This window comes from Symplocastrum torsivum (genome assembly GCF_059505465.1).
In genome coordinates, this window is record NZ_JCACKQ010000070.1 from 12486 (window position 1) to 33515 (window position 21030).

Consider the following 21030-nt stretch of genomic DNA (forward strand, 5'->3'; position numbering starts at 1 on the left):
GAACTCCTGAACTTCTGTATTCTTCTTGTTCAATACACCCGTGTAGAAAATAGACCAACAACTATGTCAAAAGCCACAATAAGTTACACAACTAGGGATTTAAGAGAACTTGGTTTTTTTGTAGAGGTTCCAGGACGTACAGATACTGATAAAACCCGTAAAAAGGCACTAGAAGAGATTCAGCGCCGGATGGAAGACCCAGAAGATACCACACTGAGTGAAGAAAGCTTTGCTAATGGGTTAAGTGCTGAAGATTTGGTTGTCGTTGAGCCACCAGAGGCTTTGGAAGAGGACGGTGAAGAACCAGAGATTATCCAAGCAGTAAAAGCGATCGCTACTTTAGCGAGTTTAAGGGTAACCTCAGAAGAAGCCTACAAAGGTGCTGTGGAGTTACGCCCCTTGATTGAAGCGCTGTTTTCTCCTCAACCGCTAACACCAGAACAGATGCAGCAAGCGACTGATAAGAGTTTTGCCAAGACATTAATTAAATTTGCCGAAGCCAAAGCCGCTCACGACAAGTTTCTTCCTGCGGCTCAAGAGGCTTGGGATATTCTCGCGCCAACACTTCCTGCTGCGACAAACGGTAATTCTTTAGCGCCTGAGTCTGAAGCCGCTGCCTCAGCAACGGATACGGCTCAAGAGGTACCGAAAAAAGGACAAAAAGCTTCAGCTTCGTGATCAAGCAACGGCTTAGGTTCGTGGAGCTAAAGAACGAAGATTAAATAATTTACAACTTTCAAAACCTGTAGCCCTGCTACTGAAATATGACAGGAGGTGTCAAGAAAAGGCTCTTATGCTGCACAAAGACAGTAGTGAACCACACAAAGGGTTTACCGAATGTCTTGGCAAAGTGTAGGAGGTCAGTTATGCAATTGAAAGGTAAGATTGCGATCGTCACAGGAGCAACTCGTGGAGCAGGGCGCGGCATTGCTTGTATGTTGGGCGAGTTAGGCGCAACAGTCTATTGCACAGGACGGAGCGTTCGAGGAAATCCAGCAACGGGCAACCGTCCTGAAACGATTGAAGAGACAGCGGAAATGGTCAACGCTTATGGAGGAGTGGGAATTCCTGTACAGGTCGATCATACGGTGGTAGAGCAAGTCAAAACCCTGATTGAACGAGTCAAGCTAGAGCAAGGACGGCTCGATGTCTTGGTTAATGATGTGTGGGGTGGTGACGAGTTAACGGAGAGTAAACCTTTCTGGGAACACTCGTTGCAGAAGGGTTTACTGATGCAACAACGAGCGATTCACTCGCACCTGATTACCAGCCATTATGCAGTTCCACTCATGATTGAGCAGAAGCAGGGACTCGTCATCGAAGTCACTGATGGAGATAATTTTTCGTATCGTGGCAATCTCTTCTACGATCTCGCTAAGATTTCCGTCATCCGTCTTGCCTATGGCATGGCGCAAGAACTTCGTTCACATAATATTACTGCTTTGGCGCTAACCCCGGGATTTCTCCGCTCCGAAGCCATGCTAGATCACTTTGGGGTTACTGAAGAAAACTGGCGAGATGCTGCGAAGCAAGATCCACATTTCATTGCCTCTGAAACGCCGTTCTACATTGGTCGGGCGGTGGCAGCGCTAGCCTCTGACCCGAATGTATTTAAGAAGTCAGGAGGCGTATTGAGTACATGGAATCTCGCCCCGGAATACGGCTTTACTGATATTGATGGACGACAGCCAAACTGGGGGAAGTATTTTGCTGAAAAGGTCGTGCATCAGGAATAAACCAATGGCGTGATGCTGAATTCTATCGACTGACACCTTGAGACGTTTTCAACACTTAAGGGTACAGATTTACCTGATGTTGTCAGCCCCAACCACTCCCCAATCTACCAGAATGCTCTAAAGCCATGCGTGCCGATCGCCTTCTCTCCATCCTCTTGCTGTTGCAGGTTCATCGTCGTCTGACTGCACGGGAATTGGCAGAGCGATTGGAGGTGTCTGAGCGCACGATTCACCGGGATATGGAAGCACTCAGCAGTGCGGGAGTTCCTGTTGTAGCAGAACGTGGCAAAGGGGGTGGTTGGAGTTTATTGGAAGCTTACCAGACGACGCTGACCGGACTGAATCTAGCGGAGATTCAGGCGCTGTTTTTACCCAAACCGAGCCACCTGTTAGCCGATTTGGGGTGGCACCAAGCATTTGAAGGAGCCTTGATCAAACTCCTGGCAGCACTGCCTGCGATGTATCGCCAGCAGGCAGAAGCAGTTCGCCAACGGATTCATGTCGATCCAACAGGCTGGCATCTATGGGAGGAAGAGATGTCGGCGTTCCCAACTCTTCAGGAGGCAATTTGGCAAGAACGTCAGCTACACCTAAGCTATGAGCGCAGCGATCGCATAATCGTTGAACGCTTGGTAGCGCCACTAGGGCTGGTTGCCAAGGGAAGCGTATGGTACTTGGTCGCGGCAGTGGAGGGTGATGTGCGCTCCTATCGCATTTCACGAGTGCGTAGTGCCACGATTATGGATCAACCCTGTACTCGTCCTATCGATTTCAACTTAGCCAACTATTGGCAACAATCGTCGGCTGACTTCAAAGCCAATCTTCCTCGCTATGTTGTGACAGTGCGCGTTGCTCCAGAATTGCTGCCCCGGTTGCGCTATGCTGGACGGTTCGCCCGCATTGAGCAGGTTAACCCACCAGACATCGATAGATGGGTTACTATCTCCATCCGGTTTGATGTGGAAGAGCAAGCTTGTGAGTATGTGTTGGGGTTTGGAGCGAATATGGAAGTAGTAGAGCCATTAGAGTTGCGCGATCGCGTCCTACAACGGGCAGTTCAACTCATCGCCTTCTATACTCATTCAAGCTCAAGCGCAGAAACAACTGACTAGATGCTACTTACAAGCGTTTTTCAAGTCCTTGTCGGAGCGCACCCCAAGAGTGCCCTAACTGTATTGCTGGCAAAAAACCCCAGAGGAGCGAACCACCTGGGGGGAACTGTTAAGCTGATAGTTTGTACAAGCATACAGCTATACGCTCCGGGTAATTAGCTAGCTTTAAGGAAAAGTGGGCTTTCCTCTCATCTTCTGTGAGCGATATTAGCAGCACCGTAACTAGCCAACGCAATTTGATGAAGTATTTTTATCCCCAAAACCGAACATTCACAAGTAGTTAGTAACCAGCACAGATTCTTCAAGCCGACTTTATTTCCCCTTTACAAAATTTGAGCCAGTATGGAGATAACAAGGCACTACCAATGAGAAAAAGAACAGGAGTATTAAGATGCCTATTTCTCCCCGCCAAGTCTATTCCCATCTCAGAAAACTTGACCAAGCTGACATCGCAACCAGTGCGCTAACCCGTGAGCTTGCCCAAGATCTACTGGCAAACCCAGGCATTAGCCTGCGAAGAAGGCAGGTGATCGCTGAGCGCCTACACCGTGCCAATACCTATCTGGGAATGCAAGCAACGGCTGATGGAGACAGCTACTAAGAGGTCAGATGTCGGTGAGTTCACCGATGACTTTATCTCCGGGATTGCACGGCTATGTAACCTATAGGACTTACGCAGCTACACCAGATATGGGGAAATAGGGCGTTACGCTTCGCTAGCACGCCTTACAGATCGCTAGCACGCCTTACAGATGAAAGCTTTGCGTAAGTCCTGACCTAGTTAAAAAGGCTACGATGAATGACGCGCCTTCTCGAACAGTCGTTCGTCGTTGCCAGCATGAACCGTACCTTTTGGATTATTGCCCTAATTTCGCTGATTAATTCCCTCAGCCTGACCATCCTTATTCCCGTTATCTACCTATACGGTAGGCAGTTCGGTCTAAACGATTTCCAGACGAGCTTGTTGTTCTCGGCTTACTCCGTTGCTCAATTTTTTGCTACTCCGGTGATTGGGAAACTGTCCGATCGCTTTGGGCGCAAACCCTTACTGGTGATTAGCCTCCTGGGAACGGTGGTTGCGAATTTAATTGCCGGAACTGCCTCGACAGCAGGGGTTCTGTTCTTTGCTCGTTTTCTGGATGGCATCACTGGGGGCAATGCGTCGGTTGCTCAAGCGGTGATTTCAGATGTCACAACGCCTGAGAACCGAGCTAGAGGCTTTGGTATTAATGGGGCTGCCTTCGGGTTAGGGTTTGTATTGGGTCCTGTATTAAGTTTGCTAGCCCAGCAGGTTTCTTTGGGTGCGGCTTTTTTGGTTTCTGGTGCGATCGCACTAATTGCCCTGGTGGTTACAATCTTCTTTCTACCTGAAAGCCTGCAAACAAAAAATGTTGTAACAGGCAACTTGTTTGACTTAGGACTAAAAAACTTAATCAAAGGTCTTGCCTTTCCGAAGGTAGGAATTCTGTTGATTATCAACTTCTTGATTGGTACAACCTTCACCATCTTCACCTACGCCTTTCAACCCTACTTTATTCAGGTATTACATCAAACAAACGAATCGCTAACCCTGATGTTTTTGACCTTTGGCGTACTCAGTGTTCTTATGCAGACTTTGGGAGTCTCTATTCTTACTAAAAAATTTAATCTGGTTTATATCCTGTTTCTCGGTTTATTTGTCCGTAGTACTTCATTTTTATTGATGCCTATCTGGGCTAATGTGTTTTATTTCGTGGGTGTAAGTATTGTGTATTCACTGTTTAATTCACTCGTTCAACCGATGATCAATGCGCTAATCTCGCTGAATGCACGTCCTGAAGATCAGGGAACAGCTTTGGGGTTGAATGCATCTTATCTCAGCATTTCTAATGCCTTTGGGCCTGTCATTGCTGGGATGCTGATTCGCCAATCGAATCCGGCAACTTATAGTTATCCGCTTTATTTAGCAGGAATCCTCACGTTTGGGGTGTTGGTTTTAGCGATCGCAACTCGTAAGCGCTATCAAGTTCAACCTGCCATACCTGCATGAGAGGTTGTCTTGCCTCAAACCCATTGGACAGGATCGAGTTGATAGTAACGTTGCAATTGCTCGTAAAGGGCAGGATGCTGCTTTAGCAATTGCTGCGGTTTTTCAAAGAATGTCTCAGTCGCTACAGCAAAAAATTCTGCGGGATTCGTTGCGCCATAACTGTACATGACAGTCTTTGTACCTCGTTGAACATCATGGCAAAGGCGTTGATATTCTTGTGTCATCACATCAGCCCAAATAGGATAGTCTGAGGTTCGCGGTAAAACCGGAACGCCTTCAGCTTTACCATCCTCTTGATCCAACTGATGGGCAAACTCATGAAGTACAACATTATGTCCATCCCTCCAGTTGCAAGTATCTTGTTTCACCTGTTCCCAAGACAACACCAACTGGTCATTTATCCACGATTCTCCCAATCTTGCTACACGTCTTTCCTCAACAATATAACTTCCCGTAGAAGTTGTTTCATTAACCAGATATGCGCTTGGATAAATTAGAATTGAACGAAGTTTAGGGAAGTATTTCCCTCGCTCGTTCAGCAGAAGCAAGCAGGCAACAGCCGCAATAATCAGCTTCATTTCTTCTGTTACCTGTAATCCTCCGCAACCAATAAACTGTTTTTCCGCTAAAAACACTTGAATATGTCCCTGAAGTCTTCTTCGTTCAGCAGGAGAAAGACAGGAGTAAATCGGAAGATTATTTTCAACAATAGCACTCCAAAGGGGTGGGAAAGGACGATTTTTGAGACGGTTTCGTCGCCGTTTGGTAAGGAGAGGATTGAGCAAAATCCCAGTAACAATCAGCGCAATGATGAGAAAGACAATAATTGTTTCAACCATTGACTAGACCTCTTGCACAAGTGCGGAATACTGGGAGATTGGCAACTTACGGGCTTTAAAACACCCCTTCTATAATGTTAAAGAAATATTTCTGCAAGAGGCTTCTTCGTGGTATTAAAGACACGACAACCTAAGCCCCTAGGGGGAAAGCTGCCGCAATCATCCAGCCGAACAAGAGCGCACACCCCAAGGCGTAGCTCCACACTTGGTTAAGGAAAGTAGCTGCAAAGGAGAAAATCCCCATTAGCAGAGGAAACAGTGGCAGCAAGAGGAAGATAAAGCCCAGTTGGGGCAGCAGGTAAAGCACCAAACTAAAGCCTCCTACCAACGCCAAACTTTGCCCAAGCCACCACAGCACTCGTTTACCAACACCGACACCCTGTTGTGCCATTCCAGAGGCGAGAAACCAGGGGAAACAGGCAAGTGATAGCAACGGCCAAAGCCTCAACCGCAGGGGAATTAACAACCACTGAAGCCAAAGCACCTGTGCCATCGCTCCAAAGGCAGTCCAGAGCAAGACAAAGAGTGCTAAGCCTAAACCGATAGCTCGTAGTGTGGGAGGAGGGAGGTACCAGAGAACACCCAACCAACTCAATCCTGCGAGAAAGAACCAGATGCCCACGGCACCACCGACTTGTACACCACCTAGATTCTCAATCGCCACAATCCGACTAACCAAGGTAAGGACACCACTTGCCAGCAACGGGGCGAGAATTAAACCTAACCAACGTCTGAATGGCTGTACCTTTACCAGACTTTCTGACACTTTTTCAATGAAGATAGGGGCAACGGCACCCAGCACAAGCAGCCAAGCTAGCAGGTGTAAGGCATACCAAACCATCCGACGGTCAGTATAGTAGCTAGTGCGCGATACCCCGAACGTCGCATCAAGCCATCTCAGTGCCGCTTGGTGACTGGCATCACGGAAGAGAATGGTGATGTGTTCAGCCTTGGGAATAATTATGAGTGATCGCCCTCGTCCTTGGGTCAAGTTCTCATTCTCTCCACCTGCTGCTAGCAATAGCCTCTGGGCATTCTCAACAAAGCCTCCCTCCCAACTCCCTGCTTGTAGTAAGAGGTTGCGGGGAGCGACAGGCGTAACGGATGCCCCCGTTGGCGAGATGGCTACCGTAGCGGCAAAGCGCTCTACATTACTTATGCCTGCTGACATCACTGCACCACTACCCATTGAATGACCCAAAAGCGCTAGACGTGCAGTATCAACCTCAGATTGCTCAATGAGGGCGGCATATGCGACATTTAGGTCTTGCTCAAGTGAAAGCCGCCCTAAGGGGGTAGCATTCGCTCCATGTCCTGCGAAATCCCAAAGCATCACGGCATAACCCGCGTGTGCTAGTACCTGCGCGTAACCGAGCATCAACTGTTTAGAACCAGCAAACCCATGTGCCACGAGGACACCCGGTACTTTTTGTGTGGTTTGTGGTGCAACGTACAACAGTGGGACTTCATCTCGTTTTAGCGATCGCACAATCAACCCTGTCTCTGCTGCTGCTACACGCCACCAGGAAAGCGCAATTAGTAAGAGCGCCATGAATAGTAAAAAATAGCGCTTCCAAGTCATAGCTAGTCCTCATTTTGGAGTTATCGCTCTTTCATCACAGTACTAAGTCTGTGAACGCCAACTCCTTAATTACTAAATCCATCCTCTAAATACTGCAACTATCGATTCTCCTGATGGGTTTCAGCTTCCTCCCAACTACCATCTTTTCTAGCGCTTTGAGCATTTTGCGATCGCTCTACATAAAGCCTTGCTGGTTTATCTTGCTCATTCTGCTCCAAGATAGACTCAAACACAGCCTGGGCTTGCTCAAATTTTTCTAGTTCATAAAGTTCGACACCTCGTTCAAACTCTCTACGGGTTTGCGTTTTGAGTGTCTTTACCGTATCCGACTCTCCCTCGTAGACTTCAAAGACGGCAACAGGTGCCTTCTTACCTTTCACGAGTACTTGTCCAAGATAGCGATGGCTGTACTGTTCTGGGTTATTCAGTTGAGACAACGTTTGTTCGCTAATCAGGATGCCTACACCATAAATCTTCGTCAAACCTTCCAAACGCGAGGCTAGATTCACAGCATCCGCAATCACCGTGCTTTCCATTCGCTGTTCTTCGCCAATCGTACCTAGCATCAAACTGCCTGTATGTAAGCCAACACCGATCGCAAGTGATGGATAGTCTTCGGCTTGTCGTTCTAAATTAAACAGTAAGACTTGCTGTTGCATTGCGATCGCAGCTTGTAGGGCATCATCCGGTGTTTGGGGAAATAACGCCATCACTGCATCCCCGATGTACTTATCAATAAAACCCTTGTGGTTGCGGATAACAGGCCCCACTCTCTTCAAGTAGTCATTGAGGAAATCGAAATTTTCCTTGGGAGACATATTTTCCGAAAGCGTCGTAAACGAGCGAATATCGGAAAATAAAATCGTCATTTCTTGCTGTACTTGGTCGCCTAATTGGACATCAACAATACTTTCTCGTTTTAGAAACTCCAGAAACTCGCGTGGCACAAAGCGGCTATAGGCAATGTTAATTTTAGAGAGCTGAATGTGAGTTTTAATTCGCGCTAGCAGTTCATTTTTGGATATTGGTTTTGTCAGATAGTCATTCGCCCCAGAACTAAATCCTTCTACTAAGTCTGACACTTGATTTTGTGCCGTTAATAACACAACGGGTAGTTCTGTTGCTGGAAAGTGTTCGCGGATTTTCTTGCAAACTTCGTAACCCGTCATTCTCGGCATCATCACATCTAGTAAAACAATGTCAGGCTTGAAACCTTTTTCAATTAACGCTAGTGCTTCCTTACCATCAGAGGCTTGAGTAAGCTGATAATTTTGTAGGGAAAGATGATTTGTTAGCACCTGAAGGTTAATCGGTTCATCATCCACCATTAAAATGTGGAATCCTCCTGCTTTTGGGGTTAAAGCTTCAGAATCGACCGAAGGTTCATCATTAATCATTAAAGAGATATCTGCCTCAACCAATTTTTCTCTATCTCTGTTCATCTCTAAAAGCTTTGAGACAGTTGAAGGAGTCTCGACAGACGTTGATTGGGATAGTGGCAGAGTAAAGGTAAATTGTGAACCCTTCCCTGGTTGAGATACCACCCAAATTTCTCCTCCATGTAGCTGCACTAGCTGCTTAGTAACTGCTAAGCCTAAACCCGTGCCACCATATTCCCTACCAATTGAACCGTCTGCTTGTTCAAAAGCTTCAAAAATTCTGTCTAATTTATCTGCTTGAATACCAATACCAGCATCTGAAATAGTAATTTTCAAGTAATTCTTTACTACAGCCGCTGATACTTCAACAACACCTATCTCGCTGAATTTAATCGCGTTACAGATAAGATTGTGCAGGATTTGTTGGACTCGATTTTCATCAGCATCAATTAGGGGAATATCTGAGCTAATTGAATTAACCAATTTCAAAGATTTCTGACCAATCAGAGGTTGAGAAAGCATCAAAACTACATCAGTAATCTCTCGAATTCCGATAGGTTTAATTTGAAGAGAAATATTTTTGTGTTTAAGCTTCGAGAAATCTAGTAAATCGTTAACTAGTTGCGTCAATCTTCTACCACTAGAGACAATTAAGGAGAGATTGAAAACTGTTTCTTTCGGAAGAGTGCCTGTAGCTCCATCTATCAGTGATTCAGCAATGCCAATGATGCCATTGAGGGGAGTACGGAGTTCATGAGAGGTATTGGCTAAAAACTCATCTTTAAGCTTGTTACCTTGTTGCAAGGCCGCATTTTTTGCTTCCAGTTCTGTCGCATAAGATTGCAAACGATTACTTGCTTCAATGAATCGATGTTGCACAATCCATCCTAGCAAGATAATAAAAACCAACATTCCTAAATAAAAGAAGTTATGCTCTAAAAAATTTAAGTCTGAGAAGTATTTCTTAAATGTAAATGAGAATATATCAATTGAAAAACAGCAGGTTAAAATTATAAACCCTATCGAGAAAATCCTTGATTCAATCTCACCCTTATAAATAAAGAAAAAACTATGGCTTAAAATAACAACAATAGTCGCCAATAACATTAAAAAATGCCCTGAAAATAATAAACGAAACAAATCCCAGATTAGCTTGTTGCCATTTCCTGTAATACATAATGCAGACAACACAAAAAATACAGGCGTAAAGACTAGATAAACCTGGGACATTCGTCGGATTATAGCTTTGTAGCCACTCCCAAAAACTTGCTCAAAAAAGGCACAGACAAATCCAGGTATTAATAATAAAGATAAAAGACCTGTTTTGTCTCCTACCCTTAAAAAACTCCATTGAACTTGGTCAATAACAAAATCAACATTGCCACTATTAGCAAAAGTGGATAATCCAGTAGAAACTGCTAAAAGTCCAAAAAACAAATAAGTAGGTTTATTTAAGCTTCTAGCACCCAATAAAATTGTCACAATTCCAATTAAAGTATAAAAGCCTCCTAAAGTTAAGTTAACAATGGTATTGATATTCTTTTGGAGAAAATCTTGAACTAAATCCTTGTGAGAACCTAGTAATATTTTTTTTGCTTGTTTGATAACAGAATCCGGCTTATCTGCATAAATTTTAAAGAATAAGGTTTTATTTGAAGCATCAGACATTAAAGGGATAAAATCAAGCGCATTGTTTTCTGGCTTGAAGTAATCTGATGAGTCTAAGGAAGCAACTTTAGTAATTAACTGACTTTCTAGATAAATCTCTAATAGATAACTAGATTTTTGGTAAATATTAGGGTATTTTTGATATAGCGTTGGAGCTTGCCACTGACCTTCTGGTAAGCGAACGCGCAACCAAGCAATATTAATCTCTTGACTGGGTTTTTTAAGGTTTTCACCGAACTTCAATGGCTTCCATTCGGAACTAGAGCTGTTCTCTTTCGTCCAAAGAGGAATACCGCCTTCATCAACAGGGGAGTCTCCCCAGCGATATTCCCATCCTTGTGTAATTTCCACTGGTGGTGAGCTGGTGATAGCTTGAGATTGAGCAGGACTGGGTGTTGTACCCAAAAGGAGGCTACTCAACAAAGCTAGTAAGAAGGCACCTAGACACACTAAAATCCGGGCGCGGGTTCGACTAAATACCAGCCTCATTATTCAATTCTCCTGAGAAGCTATTTGTAAAGCCTTATCGTTGGACTAGTTCTGGAGTATCAGTTGAAGTGTTGAACCTGATTAGCCAAATGGTCGTCATTGGTGAGCACCCATCACCACGGATGAAAATTGTATTGATATACAAGTTAGGTATAGCACTTGGGCAGCTTGTTCAACCACTTCTAATTGCCTCTACAATTGAATCCCTTTGGATTACCTCGAAACCTGGGCTGTTGAATTGCGTCTTTACAAGTTCAGAGAATGCTTTGATGAGAGTAAGCCTAAGGTTGAGCCGACTCGTTGTATCTTAGTATCTCTGTGGTTAAATCTCGCCTCATCACCTTATGCTGCCGTTTTTGCCACTTTTTAGCCTTGCTCAAGCTACCCCAGCACCAACTCCCACTCCAACACCACCGATAGAAATTGTGCAGCCACAACAAGTGCGTGCAATTCCAGGACAACTAGATAATGTCCCGGTATTCAATAGCAATAGCCCTGAATTGGTGCAGACAGAGGGGATTTTACTGTCTACGTTTCCCCCTGATGGCAAAGGCAGTCCTAATGCTCACTTAAATTTTCCGTTCCGGGGACGCTTTGATATTTTCGCTCATCATGTTGCGAAAGCACTGACACCAGAAGATTTGCGTACTCTTTATCTAGGGGTTATTCTGCACAATCCGGGGACTGAACCAGTAACGGTAGATGTCTTACAGGCGGCAAGTTACCTAAGTCAGCCTGATGCACCGTTTATTGAGTTGCCATCTCAAGTGAATAATACTTCTGGTAGGGTTTATGCCGGGCCAGGTAGCCGTGTGATGAGTGATATTTTGCGATCGCGTCGGCAATCCGATTTTCCTTCTCAGGTAGTAATCCCGCCGCAGCAAAGTCAATTGTTGCTGAATCTACCGATTCCCGTTCGGGGTTTAGAACCACCACTCAATGGTCGTTCGACATTAATGCGTTTGCGAAGTAGTGGTACGGTGTATGCGGCTAGTCTTGCCCGCTATGCACCAGTTGATGCGGCTGGAAATGAACGGGCACCAAGCTTGGAAGAATGGCAAGCAGTATTAGAGAAAGGTGAGTTGGCGACTCCACGCGATCGCGTTCCCACTCCTCCTGAAACAACCACAGGACAAATGATTTATGGTCGTGTAGCAGGTGTCGCTCAAGGTTCTGCGTGGAAAGCCGAGTTAGTTGATAGTCCAACCGCCCGAACCCTGACAATTCCCGAATCAGGACAAGCCTTTTCTTACGGGCTAAGTACCCTTCCTCGTGGTACCTTGGGCACGGGTCAAAGCCAGAGTGCAAGAATGCTGGTGCGTTATCCAGATACCGCCTACTTTGCTCATGGAAACTACGGGGTACACTATAGCCTCACGTTACCCCTAGTCAATCCCACCCGCGAGACTCGAACCGTTGCCCTCACCTTCCAGACACCTATTAAAGAAGATCAACTGCGGCAAGGGTTACGCTTTTTTGAGCCACCAGCGAAACAAGTCTTTTTCCGGGGCACTGTTCGAGTTCGCTACAACGATGATGCGGGTTCGCCTCAGACTCGCTACCTGCATGTAGTACAACGGCGAGGACAGATGGCTGAACCACTGGTGACGCTGAAAATGCCGCCATCTAACCAACGTCTAGTGCAGGTAGACTTTCTCTACCCTCCAGATTCAACACCACCACAGGTTTTGACGATTAGAACACTGGAAGACTCGCCTTAACTCAGGAATATAGCGAACAATTAAATAGCCTTAAAGCTCAAATTTCCTCCCCTGCAACATTCTTTCTTGTTTCTTTCGGGCAATCTCGCGAAGGTCAATGCTCCGATCGGTCTCATCAACAATCTCACCTGTTAGCACCTCAAGTACATCCTCCAGCGTTACTACACCACAGACAATCCCATATTCATCTACCACTACGACAAGATGTTCGCGGGTACTCAGGAAGACTTTGAGCAGTTGGTCTGCCCGAACCATCTCAGGGACAAAGCGAACTTGACGGGTTAGAGTAGCGACAAGTTGATCGTTTTTTCCTTCAACCATCGCTGTTAGCAACTCATCTTTTAAGGCGAATCCCGTCACTTGATCGAGCGAGTCTTCAGTCACAATAATCCGGGTGTGTTCCGAAGTAATAATGTCTTGTTGGCATTCAGCTAAAGTTAGAGTGCCGCGTAAATAGGTTAGCGCCATCCGAGGGGTCATCAAGTCAGCTACTGTTATATCGTTCAACCGGAAGACCCGTTGGATCATTTCCGCTTCATCGTCCTCAATAATTCCTTCCTGATACCCGATATTTACCAACAACTTGATTTCCGCCTCGTTCGTTGTCGGTCGTTTTATGCTTTTGGTAAAGGGGGCAGTAGCCTTTTCCAAAATCCACACGAGGGGGATAAATAGAAAGGTAAGTCCTTTCACAGGGAGGGCGGCTAGTAGGGCTAATCGCTCGGCATAACGTTCACCAAACGTTTTTGGAATGATTTCACCAAAAATTATAATCAGGAAAGTCAGGACTCCTGAAAATAAACCTAACCCGGTAGCTCCAAAGACTGAATCAGCGATTTTTGCGATCGCAATACTGCCAACAATATTAAACAGATTATTGAGAATCACAATAGTCGCAATCGGTCGATTCATTTTTTCCCGAATCGCCAGAAGTGCTATTGCTGAAGGTTTATTTGACTGCGCTAGCTGTCGAACTTTTATGGGAGAGACTGAAAATAGCGCTGTTTCTACACTAGAACACAACCCTGAACCTAACAGAACAATAAGTACTGCGATAATAAGCGTAAGCATAGCTTTTCCTAAATGATCTCCAACGGGTGCCTCCCAATGAAAGCAAAAATACCCGATGGGCTTACCACAAGAAGCGATATTCTTAAAACCTAAACCTTATCGAAGCCTCCCCATCTCCCAATCTTCTCATCTGTTTGGGAACTGCTTAAAAACTTCTGCGAGGCTGTACCAAGTCTGGTGTTTAATCTATTGTTCCAAGGATTGGATTATTTGCGCTCACTACCAGGCTTAATGGGACTTAGACAAAAATTAAGCCCAAATGAACGGTACCATTCGTCTTAAGCTGAATGTCACTGACTTAAGCGAAAACTAAAGGTTTGTTGTAAAAGTTTGTTGTAAAGGTTTGTTGGAAAAACCCGGATTGGGGGACGTTGCCCCCCAAACCCCCCACTGGGGGACAAGCGTCTCCCCCAGCCCCCCCACGCAAGGATTGATCGGTGGAGAATCGTAAGGTTAAGTCAGTGCCATTCGTCTTAAGCTGATGTGCATAAAAAGTTGCATAATAATCCTCTCACCATACAACTTAAATACCGCTGCCGCTTATATCAAATAAAAACTATATAGCGATTTAGTACTTCCTACACCTTCCGTAGGACTGTAAAATTATGTGTCGGCAATTTGGGGACTCAGTCTAAAGCTGAATGCCTAGCCGCCTAATAAAGCCCAGAACCCTCTGATTCCGGGATGTGGTGAGCGGACTTCCGCTTCACTTTGTTTTTTGGTGTGTGTGTGAGTTAACGAGTTATCCGTGCATGTTACCTTTTTTGCAAATTTTCACCCTTGCTCAAGCTATTCCTGTCCCTCCACCCACTCCTATCGAATTGAAGGAAGTGGTGCAACCTCAAGAAGTACGTGCTTTACCAGGGCAACTTGATCGCGTGCCTGTGTTCAACAGCAATAGTCCTGAAGTTGTACAACGAGAAGGAATTTTGCTTTCGACTTTTCCCCCTGATAATAAAGCTGTCCCAGAGGCTCACTTAAATTTGCCACTGAATGGGCGATTTGATCTGTTTGCTCATCACATTGCCAGAGCAAGAACGCCAAGAGATACACAACCGATGTATCTAGGAGTGATTGTGTACAATCCAAGCGCAAAGCCGATTAAGGTGGATATCTTGCAAGCGGTGAGTTATGTCACGAATCCAGATGCACCGTTTATTGATTTACCATCCTATGTTGAGAATCCTTCCGGTACAGTCTACGCGGGGCCAGGTTCCCGGTTGATGAATGATGTCCTGCGTGGGATTCATCAATCCAATTTTCCGTCCCAGATTGTGATTCCACCCAAGCAAAGTGAGATGTTATTCAATTTACCGATCGCGCTTGGGAATGCTCGTTCTACGTTAATGCGGTTGCGGAGTAATGGTCCGGTTTACATGGCAAGTTTAGCGATGTATGGTCGTCCTAATCCTGAAACGAAAGGCGATCGCACAAACCGTTCTTCTCCCTATCGCGCACCAATACGGGAGGAATGGCAGAGACTACTAGAGAACGGCAATTTGGCGGCACCGCGTGATCTAGCACCGACACCCCTAGAGCAAGCCGATGATGATATCATTTACGGTCGTGTTGCTGGTGTGGCTCAAGGTTCCGAATGGCGTACCGAACTGGTAGATGGTTCCGGTGGCAAGGAACTCCGGATTCCTGAACCGGGTAAAGCCTTTTCTTACCCGATTAGTACCGTCAATATGGCAACGTTAGGCACGAGTCAGGTTCAAAGTGCGCCCATGCTGGTACGCTACCCAGATACAGCCTATCTCGCTCACGGGAATTATGGGGTTCACTATAACCTCACCTTGCCACTCGTCAACAAAACCAGACGGACTCAAACTGTGACGTTGGCAATCCAAACACCTCTTCAACAAGAAAATCGCGATCAGGGACTGCGCTTTCTGGAACCCCCCGATCAGCCAGTATTCTTCCGAGGAACGGTTCAAGTTACCTACAAAAATGATCGAGGTGTTTCTCAGACTCGCTATGTCCATTTGGTACAGCGACGTGGACAGCAGGGAGAACCATTGGTAAGACTTAATATGCCACCAGGCGATCGCAGATCGGTGGAAGTAGACTTTCTCTATCCTCCTGATTCAACGCCACCACAAGTTTTGACGGTAAGGACACTAGAGCGATCGCCTTAAGCAGTACAGCAGTTAGCAGTCAGCTATCACCCATTAGCTTTTTTGTTTTCCTAGCTAGTAGAGTGTCAAATCTGATTTGATGGGTGCTTATCCGTTCGTAGTAGGCGCTTCAGCGCTAAAGCGCCCACTACAAACCTATCAAAACTTGGTTGACATACCACTAGTCGCGCTTGTTTTACAGCCTTTAACCGTACCTAATTTAACTGCTAACTGCTATAGTTCTTTCTCACAATTGCTACCGGGGCACCTGGTAGGTTATTTGTCCTGATTATTTAGTCACTAGTGAACGTTTCACAGAGGAAGGCAGAACAAAATCGCCAATTTAAGTCTCTAGTATTAAATTCATCGACGATTCTAATTGGGAAAAATATAATTCACTTGAGGCAGATTAAAATAAGGTAATTTACTCTAGTGAATAAAAAATCTACCCATAGCTTAAGCGTAATTCCAACTAGCTTGAGTTTTCTTGTGATCACCTTACTCGCCCTCGGTGTATTTTTTAGATTTGCCAATATTGATACAAAGATCTATTGGTACGACGAAACGCACACGTCCTTAAGAGTCTCAGGTTATACAGAGGCAGAAGCCGTACAATTCCTCTCCAAAAATCAGATTATCACAAGCGAGACTCTACAGACGTTTCAACGTCCTAATCCTGAGCGAGGGATAAGCAAGATAGTCCAGAACTTTGCAACTGAAGATGCTCAGCATCCTCCACTTTATTATTTGATGTCAAGCGTTTGGATGAAGTGGTTTGGTGATTCTGTAGCAGTAAGAAGAAGCCTGTCTGCTTTCATCAGTTTACTATCCTTCCCTGCTATCTATTGGCTATGCCTAGAGCTATTTGAATCATCCCTGACAGGCGCGATCGCTATTGGATTAATCGCTATCTCACCGATACAGCTACTATATGCACAGGAAGCACGTCAATATAGTTTATGGACAGTAACAATCTTACTGTCGAGTGCAGCCCTTTTACGAGCCATGCGGCTTAAAACTAAAGAAAGTTGGGCGATTTATGCAGTTACGGCGCTAACTAGTATTTATACGTTTTTATTTTCTGGTTTTGTGTTAGTTGGACATGGACTCTATGTAGCTGCGGTTGAAAGATTCAGAGCAAGTAAAATATCTATTGCCTACCTACTGGCTTCACTTGCAACTCTTCTACTCTTTCTTCCTTGGCTTTTGGTTGTTGTCCAAGGGGTATCAAAAATCCAAACGACAACAGCCTGGACAGCTAACAACATGACTCTACCGGATTTAATTCGGGAATGGATTCGTAACCTTGCTCGTATTTTTATTGATTGGAATTCTGATTCAACCAGTCCCTTCGTTTCTAAAGTTATATTCTATCTCTGTACTGTTGCTCTTTTATTGTTAGTTGGATATTCCTTCTATTTTCTCTGTCGCTATGCGCCCAAGCAAACTTGGCTGTTTGTTGTGATTTTAACGGGTTGTCTAGGAGTTCCTTTAGTTCTGTCCGATGTATTTTTAGGAGGAACACGCTCAACTATTGGTCGGTATTTATTTCCGTGTTTTCTGGGTATTCAGCTTACTGTCGCTTATACTATTGCCACTAAACTAGGTGCTAGCCTTATTAACAATTGGCAGCAAAAGTTATGGCAAACCATCCTATTTTTAGTTGTATCCGGTGGAGTTGTTTCATGCGTAATTAGTTTGCAGTCTGAGGTTTGGTGGACCAAATACTATAGTAATCGTCTTCCTGCAGTAGCTGAGATTATCAATCAATCTCCAAATCCCCTATTAATTAGTGATAGCCAAACAGGTGACCTACTAACTCTTAGCTATTTACTGAAGCCGAATGTCAGTCTTATCGTCAATCCTCTATGCACCAATTGTGGTATGAATTACCCTTCACAATCCGAAGCCTTTATTCCTCAAATTACTGGCAACTTTAGTGATATATTCTTCTTTAATCTTGATGGTTACAGAAAATGGCTAGATAAAATGGCAACGTTAGGAGACTATAAAATAGTTACTATTTCTCCTAACCTTGCGAATATGCTTTGGAAATTAGAAAAAAAGTAAGCGATTATCTAATATAGGATAGAAGACAGTCAACACTCTAAATGAAGATATACCCGTGGCTTCTCTTAAAGTAGCCGTAAGTTATCAAAACTATGCTAACAACATCTGATTTTCTCACCTTTACTAAGTGGGTAGGTATTCTCACCCTAGCCTGCGGTGTAATCACAGTAGTCGCTTTTATCTTTAAATGGGGTCTCCGGTTTCGGCTGGTGGGCGCTACCGGACTTTTAGGGGTGCTTACTACTGGCTTGTTTGCACTGGCAATTGTGCCTTTCACCCGCACGGTGATTCCTGGCGCAGTAAAGTTTAACGTAGTTTACGACACTGGTGCTGCTCAAACTGTCATCGTTGTTCCAAAAGAAATTACAGAATCGGAACTGGAAGCAACTCTCCGCCAAGCGGCTAGTGATTTGTTTTCCTATGGGCGAGTGAGTGGCCTAGATAACCAACTCACGATTCGGGCACGTACCATTCTCCATCCCGAACCTGGGGTTTCCAAGCCGCTTTTTTTAGGTCAGGTAAAGCGATCGCTTGCTACCCGTGATGATGAAAACATGGCAGTTGAAATCTACTCAGAAAGCTTTGCTCAATTGCCCAAACCTACTGCCTAAGGGCAATACATAACCAGGAAGGGAGAGCCACTTGGGCAACACAGAACAATAGTTCGCCCTTTGGGCAGGTAGCAGGATTTTGTTACCGAATCAGTGGTTGCTTTTGCCTAACGGATAAAAACCCAAGTCTATTATGATGACGATGAAGAGTATGACGAAGAAGACTGGTAATGCCGTTAGTGTGGCGTGAATTTCAACCCATAGCTGCGATCGCAACAACTCCCAACGCTGCCCAAAGGCTGCAATTGCTAAGTCAAACTACGGGTGCAACGCTTTGGGTACCAGAGTCCCTAAGCGCGATTGAACAAGCTCAGGTTTATACGGGTTCTCTTAAAGCCCACGTAGCCCAACTGTGGCATCATCACCGCGCCTTTGTGTTTTGTCTGGCAACTGGGGCAGTCGTGCGGCTGATTGCACCTCTATTGGAACATAAATCTCTTGACCCAGCCGTTGTGGTTGTTGATGAAAAAGGGCAGTTCGTTATCAGTTTATGTAGCGGACATCAAGGCAAAGCGGATCAATTAGCAAAAGCAATTGCACTTCAATTAGGCGCAACCCCTGTATTAACAGGTGCCTCCTCTGCTTTAGGTTTACCAGGGGTAGATACTTTAGGCGTTCCCTTTGGTTGGCAACGGGGTGAGGGAGATTGGACGGCTGTCAGTGCCACAGTCGCACGAGGCGAAGCTGTGCAGGTGATTCAAGAAGTCGGCTCAACGTTATGGCAGGAGCATCTTCCTCAGGGACATCCATTTCACTTTGGATTTCCTGAATATACGGCGACAAATCGGGAAGAAGCAATTTCGCCTAAAGCCAGGATTTGGATTAGCGCTACACAACGACAATTTTCTCCTGAATCAGACTTACCGAAAGTTCAGTGGCATCCACGAGTGTTGTGGGTAGGAATCGGTTGTGAGCGAGGAACGTCCAAACAATTAATCGAAACAGCGATTCAGCAGACTTGTCGGAGTCATCATTTAGCAGAAGGTGCGATCGCAGGACTTGCGACAATTGATATCAAAGCCGATGAAGTGGGATTAGTAGAATTGTGTCGCGATCGCAATTTGCCGTTACGCACCTTTCCGGCTGAAGTTTTACGTTCAGTGAATGTCCCGAATCCTTCGGCTGTTGTAGAAAAGGAAGTAGGAACCCCTAGCGTTGCCGAAGCAGCAGCACAGTTAGCTGCAAATAGTTTTGGGGCGCAAGACGTTGCTCCTTTACAGGTGAAAAAACAAATTTTTAAAGCAGAAGGGCAACCAGGGGCAGTAACGGTTGCGATCGCACAATCAGAACAAGAGTATACAGGTCGTACTGGTCAATTATTCCTCATTGGCACGGGTCCAGGACAGCTTGAGCAGATGACACCAGCCGCTCAAACGGCTGTATCCCAAGCTGATGTTGTGATTGGTTACTCGCTCTACATTGACTTGATTGCCCCTCTGTTGCGTCCAGGGCAAATTGTAGAAGCACTCCCCATTACTCAGGAACGACAACGAGCCGAACGAGCCATTGAAATAGCACAATGGGGCTTAGTTGTAGCTGTTGTCTCATCGGGAGACTGTGGGATTTATGGCATGGCAGGGTTGGTGCTAGAAGAACTTCGCGCTGGTGGTTGGGATGGTAAAACTCCCGGTGTGCAGGTATTTCCTGGAATCACAGCCTTGCAAGCGGCGGCTTCTCGTGTCGGTGCGCCGTTGATGCATGACTTCTGCGCGATTAGCTTGAGTGATTTGTTAACGCCTTGGGAGGTGATTGAAAAGCGCCTCACGGCTGCTGCTCAAGCGGATTTTATTACAGCTTTGTACAATCCGCGATCGCAAACTCGCACTCAACAAATTGCCACAGCTAGAGATATTTTCTTAAAGTATCGTGACCCGATGACACCTGTTGCGATCGTTCGCGCCGCTTATCGACAAGACGAACAGATTACCCTCACCACGTTGGAGAAACTTTTAGAGACACCCGTTGATATGCTAACTACGGTTCTCATCGGCAACCAGAGTACCAGAACCTATGAGGATTGGATGATTACCCCACGGGGCTATCTAGGCTTTGATGCCGACGCAACTAGATTGAACCCACCGAGTTAGAAAACTCGATCTACCACGAAATTAAGCACGCTGGCAACAATAGTAAGGATGATCGAACCCAACAAAGCAGGTAGGAAGCCACTGACCACAAAACCAGGCGTGATAGAACCCGCTAGCCAAATTGTAAGGGCATTCACAACAAACAGAAACAAGCCTAAAGTCAGAAATGTGATAGGCAGAGTCAGAAGTACCAAAATTGGTTTGACAATGGCATTAAGCAACCCTAAAACAACTGCTGCCACCAGGGCAGCAACAAAACTTGTGATTGCAAATCCTGGTACTAGATTGGCTGTAACTACCAACGCCAAAGCCGTAAGTAGCCAAGTCAACAAGAAGTGTGGCATGACTTTCGTTAAACAACGTCTACAAGTATCCTACCTAGAGAGTGACCTTTTCGTCCTTTGCGTCCACCCTGCATTTAATTCGGACTTACGCATAAATGCGCTATATGGTAAGGGCGCAAAGCCATCATTGGTGTCAACTTAAGCGAAAAAGGAGCAGGGAAGATAGAGTGAAAGT

Annotated in this window: 15 protein-coding genes; 10 read left to right on the forward strand and 5 right to left on the reverse strand. The window is 45.4% G+C overall.

All coding sequences use genetic code 11. The features are described 5' to 3' along the window. Positions 1 to 63 precede the first annotated feature (63 nt). The 5 genes from AC5JL3_RS20580 to AC5JL3_RS20600 all read left to right on the forward strand — a co-directional run bounded on the left by AC5JL3_RS20580 (position 64) and on the right by AC5JL3_RS20600 (position 4877). Entirely contained in the window at positions 64 to 678 is a 615-nt protein-coding gene (locus AC5JL3_RS20580; protein WP_496076246.1) for a hypothetical protein, read from the forward strand. A 188-nt stretch (positions 679 to 866) separates the two neighbouring features. Beyond that, on the forward strand, positions 867 to 1736 hold the full coding sequence (locus AC5JL3_RS20585; RefSeq protein WP_496076247.1) for an SDR family oxidoreductase: 870 nt from the start codon (positions 867 to 869) through the stop codon (positions 1734 to 1736). A gap of 125 nt (positions 1737 to 1861) precedes the next feature. After that, a complete protein-coding gene (locus AC5JL3_RS20590) occupies positions 1862 to 2848 on the forward strand; it encodes a helix-turn-helix transcriptional regulator (RefSeq protein WP_496076248.1) in 987 nt (328 codons plus the stop codon). A gap of 391 nt (positions 2849 to 3239) precedes the next feature. Then, positions 3240 to 3449 (forward strand): hypothetical protein, encoded by a 210-nt coding sequence (locus tag AC5JL3_RS20595; RefSeq protein WP_496076249.1) that lies wholly within the window; start codon positions 3240 to 3242, stop codon positions 3447 to 3449. Between the two features lie 198 nt (positions 3450 to 3647). After that, positions 3648 to 4877, forward strand: a complete 1230-nt coding sequence (locus tag AC5JL3_RS20600; protein ID WP_496076250.1) for an MFS transporter — start codon at positions 3648 to 3650, stop codon at positions 4875 to 4877. A gap of 14 nt (positions 4878 to 4891) precedes the next feature. Here the strand turns inward: AC5JL3_RS20600 and AC5JL3_RS20605 are convergent, their stop codons facing one another. From AC5JL3_RS20605 to AC5JL3_RS20615, 3 genes are all read right to left on the reverse strand, one after another. Beyond that, complete coding sequence (locus AC5JL3_RS20605) at positions 4892 to 5716, reverse strand: M90 family metallopeptidase (RefSeq protein WP_496076251.1); 825 nt, start codon at positions 5714 to 5716, stop codon at positions 4892 to 4894. Positions 5717 to 5846: 130 nt separating this feature from the next. Then, positions 5847 to 7298, reverse strand: a complete 1452-nt coding sequence (locus tag AC5JL3_RS20610; protein ID WP_496076252.1) for an alpha/beta fold hydrolase — start codon at positions 7296 to 7298, stop codon at positions 5847 to 5849. Between the two features lie 98 nt (positions 7299 to 7396). Then, positions 7397 to 10834, reverse strand: a complete 3438-nt coding sequence (locus AC5JL3_RS20615) for an ATP-binding protein (protein WP_496076253.1) — start codon at positions 10832 to 10834, stop codon at positions 7397 to 7399. A 344-nt stretch (positions 10835 to 11178) separates the two neighbouring features. On the opposite strand from AC5JL3_RS20615, the gene AC5JL3_RS20620 reads away from it, so the two are divergent. Further along, positions 11179 to 12555: a DUF3370 domain-containing protein gene (locus tag AC5JL3_RS20620; protein WP_496076254.1), complete on the forward strand. Its 1377-nt coding sequence runs from the start codon at positions 11179 to 11181 to the stop codon at positions 12553 to 12555. Positions 12556 to 12585: 30 nt separating this feature from the next. On the opposite strand, the gene AC5JL3_RS20625 is transcribed toward AC5JL3_RS20620, so the two are convergent. Further along, positions 12586 to 13626, reverse strand: a complete 1041-nt coding sequence (locus AC5JL3_RS20625; protein WP_496076255.1) for a hemolysin family protein — start codon at positions 13624 to 13626, stop codon at positions 12586 to 12588. A 752-nt stretch (positions 13627 to 14378) separates the two neighbouring features. Between AC5JL3_RS20625 and AC5JL3_RS20630 the strand changes: the two genes are divergently transcribed. The 4 genes from AC5JL3_RS20630 (at position 14379) to cobJ (ending at position 20511) form a co-directional block, all read left to right on the forward strand. After that, complete coding sequence (locus tag AC5JL3_RS20630; protein WP_496076256.1) at positions 14379 to 15764, forward strand: DUF3370 domain-containing protein; 1386 nt, start codon at positions 14379 to 14381, stop codon at positions 15762 to 15764. 744 nt (positions 15765 to 16508) lie between these two features. Next, entirely contained in the window at positions 16509 to 17813 is a 1305-nt protein-coding gene (locus tag AC5JL3_RS20635; RefSeq protein ID WP_496076257.1) for a glycosyltransferase family 39 protein, read from the forward strand. 92 nt (positions 17814 to 17905) lie between these two features. Then, the gene (locus tag AC5JL3_RS20640; RefSeq protein WP_496076258.1) at positions 17906 to 18424 is read left to right on the forward strand and encodes a Ycf51 family protein; all 519 of its coding nucleotides are present in this window, start codon (positions 17906 to 17908) and stop codon (positions 18422 to 18424) included. A gap of 170 nt (positions 18425 to 18594) precedes the next feature. Continuing rightward, entirely contained in the window at positions 18595 to 20511 is a 1917-nt protein-coding gene (gene cobJ, locus AC5JL3_RS20645) for a precorrin-3B C(17)-methyltransferase (protein ID WP_496076259.1), read from the forward strand. On the opposite strand, the gene AC5JL3_RS20650 is transcribed toward cobJ, so the two are convergent. Then, complete coding sequence (locus tag AC5JL3_RS20650) at positions 20508 to 20855, reverse strand: phage holin family protein (RefSeq protein WP_496076260.1); 348 nt, start codon at positions 20853 to 20855, stop codon at positions 20508 to 20510. The genes cobJ and AC5JL3_RS20650 overlap by 4 nt on opposite strands. Positions 20856 to 21030: the final 175 nt, after the last annotated feature.